Origin of the sequence: Buchnera aphidicola (Melaphis rhois) (assembly GCF_005080745.1) — a bacterium.
GTDB lineage: Bacteria > Pseudomonadota > Gammaproteobacteria > Enterobacterales > Enterobacteriaceae > Buchnera_B > Buchnera_B aphidicola_AT.
Map to the genome: position 1 here is coordinate 454,192 of NZ_CP033004.1, position 14,814 is coordinate 469,005.

Genomic DNA, 14,814 nt, shown 5'->3' on the forward strand with positions numbered 1-14,814 from the left:
TCTGAAATAAAACTATTAAATTTTAAGTATAGAAATAAAAATAAAACTACAAATATTTTATCTTTTCCATCTACTACCAATAAATTAATAAAATCTTATTTTATTGGAGATTTAATCATTTGTAGTAGCGTTATTAAAAAAGAAGCACAAAAAAATTTTATAAAAATTGAATCACATTGGGCGCACATGGTAATACACGGAGTATTACATTTATTAGGATACAATCACGATAATTACTATAATACAAACAAAATGCAAAACCTAGAAATAAAAATAATGTCATTTTTAGGATATAATAATCCTTATATAGTATAATGATAATATCATAAGAGAAATATTTTAAAAAAATAATAAATTTTTAAATTATACTTAGAATAAATATATAAGAGATCTATACTAATACGTAATGAACGATGATCATTCGAAAAATAACAAAAAAAATTTTTTTTCCATTTTTCTAAACCAAATATTCCATGATGAACCAAAAAACAAAGAAGAATTATTAAAATTAATACAATATTCTAAAAAAAAACAATTAATAGATCAAGACACATACGATATGCTAAAAGGAGTAATAAATATTACTAAAAAAAGAATCCGAGATATAATGATCCCTCGTACGAAAATGATAAATCTAAAATTAACTTATTCATTTAAAAAATGTTTAAACATAATAATTAACTCAGCTCATTCACGATTTCCTGTCATGAATCATGATGAAAGCTATATCGAAGGATTCTTAATAGCTAAAGATTTTTTAAAATTTGTTAGATATAAACCAAATTCTTTTCATATAAAAAGTGTACTACGACCAGCTGTTGTTGTACCAGAAAGCAAACATGCAGACTGCATGTTAAAAGAATTTCGATTGCAAAAAAATCATATGGCAGTAGTAATAGATGAATTTGGAGCTGTGTCAGGATTGGTAACTATCGAAGATATATTAGAGTTAATTGTAGGTAATATCGATGACGAATACGACGAAGCAGAATCAAATATTCGACCATTAAACCAATATACTTTTATGATTAAATCTTTTACTCCTATAAAAGAATTTAATGATACTTTCAAAACTAATTTTAATAATAATGAAGTAGATACTATTGGAGGTTTAGTTATGAAAAAAATAGGCCATCTTCCAATTCAAGGAGAATTCGCAAATATTGAAGGATATAAATTTACAGTTCATACTGTTAATAATAGAAATATAGTACAACTGAAAGTTACTAGTCCGAAAATCACGTAGTTAATTCAACTTCCAACAAACAATAATATATTTTATGTAATTATTAATGGCTATTATTCCTATGTTTATCGTTAAAGCTTTATCATCTATTCTTGTAGGTAGTATAGGAATATTGTCTTTTTCTCCTCAAAATTATTGGCCATGTTCTATATTTTCCTTTATGGGATTACAAATTATTTCCAATGGATTATCTCACTACAAATCAGGAATTATCGGATTTCTATGGGGTGTAGGTTTTTTTGGTACGGGCATTTATTGGATTTATATTAGCATTCACTCTGTTAATATTTTATCATTTTCAAATAATGTTTTGTTAACTATTATTTTAATAGTATATCTTTCTAGTTATCCGGCATTATTCTGTATATGTTTAAATTATATATATAAAAATGTGTCATTAATTAAGTTCTTAATATTATCTCCATCATTGTGGCACGTTATTGAATATTTTAGAGAAAATATTCTCACTGGATTTCCATGGCTAGAACTTGGTTATAGCCAAATTGACGGACCTTTAAAAAGCATTGCTCCTATATTAGGAATAAAAGGAATTACTTTTATACTAATAATAATTGCTAATCTTTTTTCGCTATCAATTCTGTATAGAAAATATTCGTATTGTATTTACGCTTTTATTATATTAATGTTCTCTTACGCTCTATCTACAATATCATGGTATTCAGAAAATAACTTAAGAAATATTAATATTGCTCTAATACAAACTAATACTCCTGAAACGTTGAATTGGAATATTAAAAATACTTTTAATGTTTTAAATATTTATTCCAAATTAATAAAAAAAATCTCTAAAAAAAATACTATAATAATATTACCTGAATCTGCTATTCCTAACTCATTGTTAAATGAAAAAAATATATTAAATACTTTTAAGAATATTCTAAAAAGAAAAAATGCTTCTTTAGTCATTGGATATATAAAATCATATTATAACAAACATAAACAAATCTCTTTCTGCAATGCAATCGCAGTATTACAAAAAAATAAAAATAATATTTATAATTACCAGATAGAATACAAAAAACATCACTTAGTACCATTTAGTGAAAATATACCTTATAAAAAAATTAAAAAAATATTATCATATATTTTTAATTTTGCTATTTTGCCTTTTGAATCAGGACCATACATACAATCTCCTATAAAAATTAAAAATTTCTATTTTTCTGCATCAATTTGTTATGAAATCATTTTTGGTAAACAAATACTAGATAACTTTTATCCAAATGTAGATTTTTTATTATCTCTAGCTAACGACGTCTGGTTTAAGAACTCTTCTGAACCATGGCAACACTTTCAAATGGCTAGAATGAGGGCGTTAGAACTTGGTAGGCCATTAATACATAGTTCTAATAATGGAATAACTGCAATAATTAACGCTAATGGAACAATAAACACGATATTACCTCAGTTCAAAAAGTTAATATTAGAAAAAAACATAAAATCCACGTCAGGCGTTACTCCTTACGCAAAATTTGGACTCATTCCAATTTGGACAATCACAATAATATGTATAATTTATTCTATAAATAAATTAAAAATTATGACAAGTAAAAAAAATGAAAAAAGAATATATAGCTAAAAATATAGAACATGATGTTCAACTATTATGGGAAAAAAATAACACGTTCTCAGTTACTGAAGACAACAAAAAAGAAAAATATTACTGTCTTGCTATGTTTCCTTATCCTTCCGGAAAATTACATATGGGACATGTTAGAAACTATACCATTAGCGATGTTATGGCACGATATCAACGCATGATTGGAAAAAATGTACTGCATCCTATAGGATGGGATGCATTTGGGTTACCAGCAGAAATAGCGGCTATGCAAAACAATGTCAATCCTTCTGTATGGACTTATGAAAATATAAGATATATGAAAAAACAACTTAAAAAATTAGGATTTAGCTATGACTGGACTAGAGAAATTACCACTTGTAAACCTGAATTTTACAAGTGGGAACAATGGTTTTTTATAGAATTATATAAAAAAAAGCTAGTATATAAAAAAAAATCTTGGGTTAATTGGTGTACAACAGATAAAACAGTCTTAGCTAATGAGCAAGTTATTAATGGATTGTGTTGGCGTTGCAATACTAAAACTACTAAAAAAAATATTTCTCAATGGTTTATCAAAATTACTAATTATGCAGAAGAATTATTAGATGGATTAAATACGTTATCTGAATGGCCAAAAAAAGTTAAAAAAATGCAATCAAACTGGATTGGAAAATTATCAGGGATTGAAATAAATTTACAATTAACTGATTCAAAAGAAACTTTTGGTATTTTTATATCTAAACCTGAAACATTAATGAAAGCAACATATATTGCTATTTCACCTCTACATAAATTAGCTAAAAAAATATCTCATTATAATGAAGATGTACGAACTTTTTTAAAAAAACGATCATATCTTAATTTATATAATAGAAACTTTAACAACAATCAAGGAGTAGATACTAAAAAATCTGTTTTACACCCTCTAACTAAAGAAAAGCTACCTATATGGATTGCTAACTATGTACTATTAGAATGTCACTCCCAAGCAATATTAGGCATACCTGAACATAATCAAAAAGATCTAGATTTTGCTCAAACGTATAATTTAAAAATCAAACCTACTATACTAAAAAATAATAGAATGATATCAAAAATACAAAATGTAGACATGTCACAACCTGTAATATTATTTAACTCTGAAAAATATAGCAATTTAGATACTAAACATAGTCATCATGTTATAATGTCTGAACTAAAAAAAAATAAAATAGGCAAAAAAAAGATATATTATAGATTAAAAGATTGGGGCGTTTCAAGACAACGTTATTGGGGAGTTCCTATCCCCATGGCTACGTTAAAAAATAACAACATTATACCTATACCAAAAAAGTTTCTACCAATTATACTTCCTGAACACATCAACATCACAAAATACAATATAACCTCTCGCAACAAATCTAATCAAAAAAAGATAAATATTGATGGACAGTTAGCAATATGTGAATCTGATACGTTAGATACGTTTGTAGAATCATCATGGTATTACGCTAGATATACTTGTCCGACATTCAGAAACGGAATGATAGATAAATCTTCTTCGAATTATTGGTTACCTGTAGACTTATATATTGGTGGAATAGAACATGCTACTATGCACTTAATTTATTTTAGGTTCTTTCATAAATTATTAAGAGATTTTGGACTAGTTAAATCAGATGAACCAGTGAAAAAATTATTATGTCAAGGAATGGTATTATCCGATGCTTTTTATTATCTCGATGAAGATAATCGAAAGCATTGGATTAATGTTTCATCTAATAATTTTCAATACGATATTAATGGAAATATAAAAAAATCTTTTAAATATTGTGATAAAATAATATTTCATTCAGGGATGATGAAAATGTCTAAGTCTAAGAAAAATGGCATTGAACCAGAAAAAATGATTAATAAATACGGAGCAGATACAGTAAGACTATTTATTATGTTTGCGGCACCAGTAGAAGCATCATTAGAATGGACAGAATCTGGAGTAAAAGGAATGCATCGATTCTTAAAAAAAATATGGACATTTTGTTATAATCATGTTAAAAAATATAAACACTTAAATACAAAAACATGTTACAAAAATTTAACTTATAATCAAAAAATTTTGTATTCTTTTTTACATACAACCATTCGAAAAGTAGAACAAGATATCAGTAAAAAACAATCATTTAACACAGCTATTGCCGAAATAATGAAACTAGTTAACAAACTTTTTAATGCATCTTCAAAACAAGATTTCAATTTAGACTTAACTCAAAAATTTTTGTTATCTATTATAAAAATGTTATATCCTTTTACACCTCATTTCAGCCATGTTTTGCTAACATATTTGTTGCACGAAAAAGAAAACATTACAGAAATTTCTTGGCCAAAGTTTAATAAAAATTATACTATAAACAACTTCAATATAATACTAATTCAAATTAATGGCAAACTTCGTCATAAAATTTCTGTATCGAAAATATATTCTAAACAAGAGATATTAGAAATAATTTTAAAAGAACCAAAAGTATCTAGATATACTGATAATTCTAAAATACATGATGTGATATATATTCCTAACAAATTAATAAATTTAGTCATAAATTAAAGATAAGAAATAACATATCATTTTTGTAAATTATATATATATAAAAAACATAGAAAAAATAAAACACATATAGTTAATTTTATAATACTTAAAACGTTTAATTCTACAATTTACTATATTAACATAGTAAAAACACATATAATCGACAAAAAACTAAGTTAATACTCTTGTACAAATGTTATCATACTAAAATGTTAAATAATGTTATGAAAATTATTTATTCAGAACAACTATTCCCTACTTTCTTTAATGGTTTAAGTCCATATTATATCCTTATCGGGGACGATACTTTTTTTGTTCAAGAAAGCAAAAAAATTATATTTTCTCTAGCTAAAAAAAACGGATTTTCTAAATTGTCAACAAAAATCATAGAGCACAATATTAGTATCAAGCATTTATCTTATTATTTCAAAATGAATGATTTATTTTCAAAAAAAAAATTATTATTTTAAACTTACCTAAACAAATTCTTACAAAAGAAATTCAAAAACAACTAGTTTATTTATCTAATTTTATAAATCCTGATATACTTTTAATTATTCACAAAAACGTAAAAGAAAATATATCAAATAATGTTTGGTTTAATATATTTCAATTAAAAGGTACAATTATATATTGTAACTCTCTTATAAAACAAAAAACAAATATCTGGATAAACAATAAAATATATGATTCAAAAATAAATATCCACAAAAATGCAAAAGAACTATTACTGAAATTATATTCAGGAAACATATTATTCTTATACAATACAATAAATATGTTAATGTTAATTTGGCCGAAACGCCTAATAACTATTGAAAAAATTAAACCGTTTATTAATAATTCAACTCTTTTTACACCAGAAGAGTGGATTGATTCAATGTTAATCGGTGATTTAAATAAATCTATAAAAATTCTAAATAACTTATTTATTCAAAACTATAACCAAATAGTATTGATACGAAGTTTACAGTATAATTTGATTACTATACTAATGATACAACGTAAAATTTTTCCTAATATTTACGATATCTTAAAGATGAGAAAAACTTCAAAAAGTAGATATCTAACACTAATATATTTTTCACGTTGCGAAAATATTGAAAAAATTAATAAATCCATTACATTATTAACAAAAATAGAAATTAATATTAAAAAAAAATACGAAACGTCTATATGGAACCAATTAAAAATTTTATCCTGCATAATTAGTAAAAAAAACTAGTATAAATTTTAATCTAATGAATAAAAAAATGACATCGTTATATGCAGTATTAGGCGGCACCTTTGATCCTATTCACTACGGGCACACTGCTACATCAGAAATACTAGCAGAAAAACTTAATTTAAAAAAAATTATTCTATTACCTACATATAATAGTTTATGCCACAATCAATCAATTATCTCAGTTCAACATAAAGTTAAAATGATAAAATTAGCAATAAAAAATAAACCATTATTTAAAATAAATTACTTAGAAATAAAAAAAAAATACCTTATACTATAGATACATTAAAAGAACTTAGAAAAAACATAGGCTATAAACGACCATTAGGATTTATTATTGGATTAGATAATTTAGTTACCCTAAATCAATGGCATAAATGGAAAGAGTTACTAATATATTGTCATTTAATAGTATTACCACGAACTCTACATAAAAAACATATAAAAAATAATATTTTAAAAGCTTGGGTTAAAAACAAAACGACCAGAAATTATCTTTTATTACATAGTAACTCTAACGGTTATATTTTTTTTTCTAATACACCCTATGTAAATATTTCTTCTACAAAAATTCGACTCTTGTTAAAAAATAATTTTTCTTGCCCAAATCTGTTGCCTATCTCTGTAATCCATTATATAAAAAAATATAATTTGTATATTTAATATTTATATCAAACAACTTATTGAAAATAAAATATTACTATAATATGAAAATTAAAACGTATTCACATCATTCATTATTAGATTTAAGAAATTTGAATTGTCCTGAACCTATTATGCTGTTAAGAAAAAAAGTAAGAGAAATACATACTGGGCAAACATTATTAATATTAGCAGACGATCCATCTACTATCAGAGATATTCCAAATTTTTGCAGATTCATGAATCATATGCTACTAACATATACCATTAATAAACTACCTTACCAATATCTAATTAAAAAAGGAATTATATCTGAACATAATTCTACAACCCAATCAGATTAATTAAAAAAAATCATAAAATATGTTTAAATATATTTAAAATTTTTTTAATACATATAAATAACATTTTTAAAACTAAAAACTAACAATTATTAATTTATATTTAATAATTGTTAGAATAATATTAATAACGCTAACATTATATAAACAATGAACTTCAAAAAGTATTCGATAATTATAATTTAATGAGTATTTTTAACATGCGTCGTAACGGTTCTGAAGCCCCCCATAACAATTGATCTCCGACAGTAAATGCAGATATATATTTTTTCCCAATATTTAATTTTCTTATCCTTCCTACGGGAGTTAATAACGTTCCAGTTACTGCAGCAGGAGTTAAATTATTAATAGTAAAATCAATCTCATTAGGAATTACTCGTGTCCAACGATTGTGATGAGATATAATACTTTCAATATCAAACATAGAAATATCTTTTTTTAACTTAATTACAAACGACTGACTATGACATCTCAAAGATCCAACTCGAACACATAATCCATCTATTACAATATTTTTCTTAGATGACAATATTTTATTTGTTTCAGCTTGAATTTTCCATTCTTCTCTACTTTGTCCATTTTTAACTTTAACATCAATCCAAGGTATCAAACTACCTGCTAATGGGACACAAAAATAATTAGTAGGAAAAGAATCAGCCGAACTGATTCTACTGACTTTTTTCTCTATATCTAAAATAGATTTAGATGGATTATTTATATCATTAGAAATCCCGTTACAAATTGAGCTCATTTGAGTTAATAATTCAATCATATGTAATGCACCACTTCCAGATGCTGCTTGATAAGTGGAAACAGTCATCCAATCAATTAAATCATGAGAAAACAGTCCTCCTAATGACATTAACATTAAACTAACAGTACAATTTCCACCTATAAAAGTTTTAATGCCATTATCTATAGACCTATTAATTACTGACAAATTTACTGGATCTAATACAATTACCGCTTCACTTGTCATTCTTAAACAAGATGCAGCATCAATCCAAAATCCTTTCCAACCACTATGTCTCAATTTATAATATATATCATTAGTATAATCACTTCCTTGACACGTAATAATGATATCTAATACTTTTAATGCATCAATATCATAAGCATCTTTTAAACTGCCATAATAATTTCCATTAACAATTGGACCTTTTTGATCAACTTGAGATGTAGAAAAAAAAACTGGATCAAAATGATAAAAATCATTTTCTTCTTCCATTCTCTGCATTAAAACTGATCCAACCATCCCTCTCCATCCTACTAAACCTACAAGCTTTTTCATTATTTATTTTACCAAGTGATGTAAAATTGAAAATAGAAAATTCTAATAATATTAAACATATGTAATTTAAAATAAGTAACTAAAAAAAATATTTTGAATAGGTATACATTTAACTGAACATAACAAAATAATTACAAGTAACTTTACTAATTTTAAAAATTTTAAAATATTAAAAAGTTAAATATATAATTTTATCTTGAGCTAATTACCTTATAATTTCATTATAAATAATTTACTTATTTTGTAATATATGTTTAATATATACAAATATATATTAATATATATTATATCTTGCATATTTTAATTATTTTAAAAATTAAATTCTGTTTTTTAAAAATTATTCGATAACATTTATAACACAATATTATTATAAATATAATTCTCATATTTTTTTAAATTTATTAAAATATTTTAATAAGAGTGAATTATGAACGAAATGATTTCTTCAACTATTTTATTAATTTTGATTATGGATCCATTGGGAAATCTTCCTATATTCATGTCTATATTAAAAAATTTAAAACCAAATCGTCGTCGTATTGTTTTATTACGAGAAATGATAGTGGCATTATTAATAATGTTGTTATTTTTATTCGCAGGCGAAAATATTCTTGTATTTCTAAATTTGAAAACCGAAACAGTTTCTATATCCGGTGGAATAATTTTATTTTTAATAGCAATCAAAATGATTTTTCCTTCTTATAAATATGAAAAAAATACGAAGAAAACCAGAGAAGAACCTTTTTTAGTCCCCTTAGCGATTCCGTTAGTAGCAGGACCATCACTATTAGCTACATTGATATTATTATCACATGAATATCTGAATAAAATAGTGTATTTAACTGGATCTCTTTTAATAGCTTGGACTTGTACAGTAATAATTTTATTATCATCCAACATGTTTTTGAGACTATTTGGTTCTAAAGGAGTAGATGCACTAGAACGATTGATGGGTTTAATTTTAATTATGCTATCCACTCAAATGTTTTTAGATGGCGTAAAATCTTGGTTTCAAACTTAAATAACAATATACACAAAACCATTATAAAAATATTCATGTACTTTTAATACATCTTATAATAACGTCATTACTACCTATAAAATTAAATATATAAAACATTCTATAATCGAATAACATTCATATAATTGAATATTCGTAATATCAAGTAAAAACAAAATATATGTTCAATTCATTTTGTTATTTACATTTGAAATATCAAAATATATATTTATGATTAATGTAATTAACTTTGAACAAAACCATATCAATTCTAAAAAATTTTTAAAACTAATTTAATCTTTTAGAATTTTATTTCTTTACATATTTTTAATGGTAAAAACATGCCAATAATAAAAATAACAGATCTAAACCTTTCAAATAAAAGAGTACTTATACGATCAGATTTAAACGTACCAATACAAAATAAAAAAATCATATCTTATGCTCGAATTAACGCATCGCTTCCAACTATTAAACTAGCATTAAAAAATAATGCAAAAGTTATTGTTGCTTCACATTTAGGTAGACCAAAAGAAGGTTTTTATGATTCAGAATTGTCATTATTTCCTATCTTTAAATATTTTCAAGAAATATTTAAAAAGTATAAAGTATACTTTTGCAAAAATTATTTAAATGGTATAGAGACTAAATCAGGTGAATTAACTATATTAGAAAACGTACGATTTAATAAAGGAGAAAAAAACAATAATAAACATTTATCTAAAACATATGCCAACTTATGTGATATATTTGTTATGGACGCATTTGGTTCACTACATAGAAATGAATCATCTACTTACGGTCTATCAAAATATTCAAAAATCGCCTGTTCTGGACTACTTTTAGAATCAGAACTTACAGCGTTAAAAAAAATTATAAAAAAACCAATTCGACCTATGATTACAATCGTTGGGGGTGCAAAAGTATCTACTAAATTCAATTTATTAAAATCACTAGCAAAAATATCGGATACTTTGATAGTAGGGGGAGGTATTGCTAATACTTTTATAGCTATTGATAATAATGTTGGAAAATCTCTATACGAACCCAATTTTATTCATCAAGCTAAATTACTACGTGATAACTATAATATTTTTATACCAATAGATTCTAAAGTAAGTACTACTTTTAACGAAAATAGTATAGGAATTACTAAAAAAGTTTCTGATATTGATATGAATGAAGAAATCATGGATTTTGGAGAAAATACTATAACAAAAATGTTACCAATATTACAACAGGCAAAAACTATTCTTTGGAATGGACCCATCGGGGTATTTGAATTTAAAAATTTTCGAAAAGGGACAACGGCTTTAGCACAAACTATTGCAAATAGTAATGCTTTTTCTGTAGCTGGAGGGGGGGATACTTTATCTGTAATAGAAATATTAAATATAACAAGCAAAATTTCTTATATATCTACAGGTGGAGGTTCCTTTCTAAAATTTTTAGAACAAGAAGAATTTCCTATAATAAAGTTATTAGAACGTTTTATTTAATAATACAATAGCTTTATATATATTAAAATTTTAAATGAGAAATTAACGATGTGTAATATTTCAAAATTTATACAGCCAGGTGTAGTAAACGGAAATGACGCACTAAAAATATTTAAAATAGCTAAAGAAAATCTTTTTGCAATACCTTCAATAAACTGCATAGGACATGATTCCATAAATATTGTTCTAGAAACAGCAAGAAAAGTTAATAGCCCAGTTGCAATACAATTTTCTTATGGAGGTTCAATTTTTATTGCGGGAAAAGGATTAAAAAAAAATAAAATACATCAACAAGCAGCATTAGGAGCTATATCAGGTGCTCAACACGTACATTTAATGGCAAAACATTATGAAATTCCTGTAATTTTGCATACTGATCACTGCAATAAAAATATGCTACCTTGGATAGACGAACTAATAAAAGAAGGAAAACGATACTTCAGAATTAATGATACACCTCTTTTTACTTCACATATGATAGATCTATCACATGAACCACTAGAATTCAATTTAAACATTTGCTCAAAATATTTAAAAAAAATTAAAAATATTAATATGATGTTAGAAATAGAACTAGGATGTACTGGAGGAGAAGAAGACGGAATTGACAATACGGATATAGATAATTCATTTTTATATACTAAACCAGTCGATGTTAATTTAGCATATGAACGATTATCTCCAATAAGTCCATGTTTTACTATTGCAGCATCTTTTGGAAATATACACGGAGTATATCGATCAGGAAATGTTCACTTAAAACCTATCATTTTAAAAAATTCACAAAAATATGTTAGAGAAAAACATAATTTATCCTTTAATCCATTAAATTTTGTTTTTCATGGGGGATCTGGATCTTCGTTAGAAGATATTCAACAATCTATACAATATGGTGTAGTAAAAATGAATGTTGATACTGATGTCCAGTGGGCAGCTTGGAAAGGAATATTAGAATTTTATAAAAAAAACAAAACTTATTTACAAAACCAACTAGGTAATCCGTTAGGATCAGACAAACCTAACAAAAAATATTATGATCCAAGAACTTGGATTCGCGCTTCTCAAAAATCAGTAGCACATTACTTACAATACATATTTAAAGTATTAAATTCTTATAATACTTTGTAAAACAACTATCACTATCATATACATTTTTAAAAAGTTAGAGGAGAACAAATATTATTCTCCCTAATTTTCTATATAAAATAACATGAATTGTTACGTTTTTCATCATTAATGTTAATTACATAATACTTTAAAGAACATAAAAAATATGAAAAAATTAAACGTGGTTAACGATATTAATCATGCAGGAAATTGGTTAATCCGAAACCAAGAAATCTTATTAAGTTATTTTATTAATCTCGTATCTGCAACTATGATACTAATAGTAGGTTTTTTTATAGCCAGAATCAGTTCAAATATTATTAATAGAGTATTAATTACTAGAAATATAGATACTACTGTTTCTGGGTTTTTAGCTGCACTAGTGAGATACATATTTATTACATTTGCATTAATAGCTTCATTAGGATGTATTGGAGTTCAAACTACTTCTGTAATTGCCATATTAGGTGCAGCTGGAATGGCTATTGGATTAGCTTTACAAGGTTCTTTATCTAATTTTGCAGCAGGAGTTTTATTAGTAATATTAAGACCACTACGTACTGGAGAATATGTAAATTTAGAAAATATATCAGGAACAGTGTTGAGTATTCATATATTTTATACTACTCTTCGAACCTTAGACGGTAAAATTGTTGTCATACCGAATGGTAAAATTATATCAGGTAATATAATCAATTATTCTAGAGAAAAAATAAGAAGAAATGAATTTATTATTAGTGTTTCGTATGATTCTGATATTGATTTAGTGATTAAAGTATTAAAAAATGTTGTAGAAAACGAAGATAGAGTGTTAAAAGACAAAGATATTATTGTTGGATTAAGTGAACTAGCACCATCTTCATTAAATTTTATCGTACGCTGCTGGAGTAGCACTGATGAATTAAATATAGTATATTGGGATCTAATGGCACAATTTAAAAAGGCTTTAGATTTAAATAATATTGAGATTCCTTATCCTCAACTTAAAATACATGGCTACAGAAAAATAACAAAATAAAACAATTATCAATACTAATTTAATGAAAAACTATGCTTATACTATATAAATCTTACAACTTAAACTTACTCGTAGAGAAAGCATGTTCTATTTTTATCACTAATCCACTATCTGATCCATTAGAAAACGAAATATTTATTACTCCTAATAAACAAACAGATCATTGGATAAAAATTTTTATAACTAAAAAATATTCTATAATTTCTAATATTAAATTTCTTCGATTGAACAAATTTTTTTGGAAAATATTTCAACGTATTAACACTAATTGCTATTCTAACATAGAATTTGAAAAATATTACTTGACATGGAAAATAATGAATATCAAAGATATTAAAAATTTAACTAATGTTATCAGCAAAAACAAATTAAAATCGGAGGAACTATTTGAAATAGCATCTTTTTTATCAAAATGCTTTGAAAAATATTTATTATACCGTCCAGATTGGATTCAAACATGGGAAAATAATCCAAAATATCATAAGAATACTGATCCATTAGTAAAAAGTTATGAACTATTATGGGCTACTATTATAAGCAATATGAAAAATAAAAATCAAATAACATGGAATTACTCAAATCTACTTTTCCTTCTACAAGATGTAATAACACACAAAAAATTAAATATAAACCAATTTCCTTCTAGAATTTTTATTTTTGGAAATGTTTTTTTAACACCATATAATATAATTATGTTAAATAGTATTAGTAAATTATGTTCAATACATTTTTTTTACGTTACTCCTTATCAAAACGAAGAACAAATGTTGTTAAATCAAATTAAACTTAAAAAACATAAATTAACTATGATTAAAAAAAATATATCATATTTTTTTAATGAAACAGAAAAATACAAACAACTTTTAGACAATACTATAAATAAAAAAAACAACATTAATGATACTTTACTATGGAATAAATATAGATACGAACAATATCTATTATTAAGTTTAATAAATAAAAAAGAAATAAATATATTTAATATAAAAAAACCAATTTGCTTGCTTCAAAAAATACAAAGAAACATAATCAAAACTAATTTTTATAAAATATGGAATAACAATAAAAAAAAAATTATGATAAAAATAAAGAAATAATATGTGTAAATGATCACTCTATTTCTATACATGTATGTAACACAATAAAAAGAGAAATTGAAATATTATATGACAATTTATTAAATATACTTAACGATAATCATGATATTTCGTTTCATGATATTTTAGTAATCAGTACAAATATAAATTTATACACTCCATTTATTAATTCCATATTCAATTCTATAAATTCTAAACAC

At 24.6% G+C, this 14,814-nt stretch carries 15 protein-coding genes; 14 read left to right on the forward strand and 1 reads right to left on the reverse strand.

The annotated features are described in order from the left end of the window. The 9 genes from ybeY to tusA all read left to right on the forward strand — a co-directional run. Positions 1-315 (forward strand): rRNA maturation RNase YbeY (ybeY, locus tag D9V73_RS02025; protein ID WP_158336781.1); only part of this gene is annotated, 315 nt, incomplete at its 5' end. A 91-nt stretch (positions 316-406) separates the two neighbouring features. After that, positions 407-1,246: a CNNM family magnesium/cobalt transport protein CorC gene (corC, locus tag D9V73_RS02030; protein ID WP_158336613.1), complete on the forward strand. Its 840-nt coding sequence runs from the start codon at positions 407-409 to the stop codon at positions 1,244-1,246. 61 nt (positions 1,247-1,307) lie between these two features. After that, positions 1,308-2,846: an apolipoprotein N-acyltransferase gene (lnt, locus tag D9V73_RS02035; protein WP_187307819.1), complete on the forward strand. Its 1,539-nt coding sequence runs from the start codon at positions 1,308-1,310 to the stop codon at positions 2,844-2,846. Continuing rightward, positions 2,824-5,409 (forward strand): leucine--tRNA ligase, encoded by a 2,586-nt coding sequence (gene leuS, locus D9V73_RS02040; protein ID WP_158336615.1) that lies wholly within the window; start codon positions 2,824-2,826, stop codon positions 5,407-5,409. The genes lnt and leuS overlap by 23 nt, the downstream gene beginning before the upstream one ends. Positions 5,410-5,615: 206 nt before the next feature. Beyond that, complete coding sequence (locus D9V73_RS02045) at positions 5,616-5,861, forward strand: hypothetical protein (protein ID WP_158336616.1); 246 nt, start codon at positions 5,616-5,618, stop codon at positions 5,859-5,861. Between the two features lie 29 nt (positions 5,862-5,890). Next, positions 5,891-6,616 carry a DNA polymerase III subunit delta gene (gene holA / locus D9V73_RS02050; RefSeq protein ID WP_261979211.1) on the forward strand — a complete coding sequence of 242 codons (726 nt, stop codon included), beginning with the start codon at positions 5,891-5,893 and terminating at the stop codon, positions 6,614-6,616. 28 nt (positions 6,617-6,644) lie between these two features. Further along, positions 6,645-6,899: a nicotinate-nicotinamide nucleotide adenylyltransferase gene (locus D9V73_RS02055; RefSeq protein WP_187307820.1), complete on the forward strand. Its 255-nt coding sequence runs from the start codon at positions 6,645-6,647 to the stop codon at positions 6,897-6,899. 56 nt (positions 6,900-6,955) lie between these two features. Further along, entirely contained in the window at positions 6,956-7,282 is a 327-nt protein-coding gene (locus tag D9V73_RS03025; RefSeq protein WP_410051763.1) for a nicotinate-nicotinamide nucleotide adenylyltransferase, read from the forward strand. A gap of 44 nt (positions 7,283-7,326) precedes the next feature. Further along, a complete protein-coding gene (gene tusA, locus D9V73_RS02065) occupies positions 7,327-7,605 on the forward strand; it encodes a sulfurtransferase TusA (RefSeq protein WP_158336619.1) in 279 nt (92 codons plus the stop codon). Positions 7,606-7,777: 172 nt separating this feature from the next. On the opposite strand, the gene asd is transcribed toward tusA, so the two are convergent. Next, positions 7,778-8,893 carry an aspartate-semialdehyde dehydrogenase gene (gene asd / locus D9V73_RS02070; protein WP_158336620.1) on the reverse strand — a complete coding sequence of 372 codons (1,116 nt, stop codon included), beginning with the start codon at positions 8,891-8,893 and terminating at the stop codon, positions 7,778-7,780. A 427-nt stretch (positions 8,894-9,320) separates the two neighbouring features. Here asd and D9V73_RS02075 point away from each other — a divergent pair, with 427 nt between their 5' ends. The 5 genes from D9V73_RS02075 to D9V73_RS02095 all read left to right on the forward strand — a co-directional run bounded on the left by D9V73_RS02075 (position 9,321) and on the right by D9V73_RS02095 (position 14,614). Then, positions 9,321-9,914, forward strand: coding sequence for a YhgN family NAAT transporter (locus D9V73_RS02075; protein WP_158336621.1), 594 nt, complete (start codon positions 9,321-9,323; stop codon positions 9,912-9,914). A 320-nt stretch (positions 9,915-10,234) separates the two neighbouring features. Then, positions 10,235-11,392, forward strand: coding sequence for a phosphoglycerate kinase (locus D9V73_RS02080; RefSeq protein WP_158336622.1), 1,158 nt, complete (start codon positions 10,235-10,237; stop codon positions 11,390-11,392). A gap of 48 nt (positions 11,393-11,440) precedes the next feature. Further along, the gene (gene fbaA, locus D9V73_RS02085) at positions 11,441-12,520 is read left to right on the forward strand and encodes a class II fructose-bisphosphate aldolase (protein WP_158336623.1); all 1,080 of its coding nucleotides are present in this window, start codon (positions 11,441-11,443) and stop codon (positions 12,518-12,520) included. Between the two features lie 145 nt (positions 12,521-12,665). Continuing rightward, positions 12,666-13,517, forward strand: a complete 852-nt coding sequence (mscS, locus tag D9V73_RS02090; RefSeq protein WP_158336624.1) for a small-conductance mechanosensitive channel MscS — start codon at positions 12,666-12,668, stop codon at positions 13,515-13,517. Between the two features lie 32 nt (positions 13,518-13,549). Then, positions 13,550-14,614, forward strand: coding sequence for an exodeoxyribonuclease V subunit gamma (locus tag D9V73_RS02095; protein ID WP_158336625.1), 1,065 nt, complete (start codon positions 13,550-13,552; stop codon positions 14,612-14,614). The last annotated feature ends 200 nt before the right edge of the window (positions 14,615-14,814 follow it).

What these genes read in the sequence shown, in the direction of transcription:
- corC (WP_158336613.1), top strand. Translation starts at nt 407, where the DNA reads ATGAACGATGATCATTCGAAAAATAACAAAAAAAATTTTTTTTCCATT.
- lnt (WP_187307819.1), top strand. Translation starts at nt 1,308, where the DNA reads ATGTTTATCGTTAAAGCTTTATCATCTATTCTTGTAGGTAGTATAGGA.
- leuS (WP_158336615.1), top strand. Translation starts at nt 2,824, where the DNA reads ATGAAAAAAGAATATATAGCTAAAAATATAGAACATGATGTTCAACTA.
- D9V73_RS02045 (WP_158336616.1), top strand. Translation starts at nt 5,616, where the DNA reads ATGAAAATTATTTATTCAGAACAACTATTCCCTACTTTCTTTAATGGT.
- D9V73_RS02055 (WP_187307820.1), top strand. Translation starts at nt 6,645, where the DNA reads ATGACATCGTTATATGCAGTATTAGGCGGCACCTTTGATCCTATTCAC.
- tusA (WP_158336619.1), top strand. Translation starts at nt 7,327, where the DNA reads ATGAAAATTAAAACGTATTCACATCATTCATTATTAGATTTAAGAAAT.
- asd (WP_158336620.1), bottom strand. Translation starts at nt 8,893, where the DNA reads ATGAAAAAGCTTGTAGGTTTAGTAGGATGGAGAGGGATGGTTGGATCA.
- D9V73_RS02075 (WP_158336621.1), top strand. Translation starts at nt 9,321, where the DNA reads ATGAACGAAATGATTTCTTCAACTATTTTATTAATTTTGATTATGGAT.
- D9V73_RS02080 (WP_158336622.1), top strand. Translation starts at nt 10,235, where the DNA reads ATGCCAATAATAAAAATAACAGATCTAAACCTTTCAAATAAAAGAGTA.
- fbaA (WP_158336623.1), top strand. Translation starts at nt 11,441, where the DNA reads ATGTGTAATATTTCAAAATTTATACAGCCAGGTGTAGTAAACGGAAAT.
- mscS (WP_158336624.1), top strand. Translation starts at nt 12,666, where the DNA reads ATGAAAAAATTAAACGTGGTTAACGATATTAATCATGCAGGAAATTGG.
- D9V73_RS02095 (WP_158336625.1), top strand. Translation starts at nt 13,550, where the DNA reads ATGCTTATACTATATAAATCTTACAACTTAAACTTACTCGTAGAGAAA.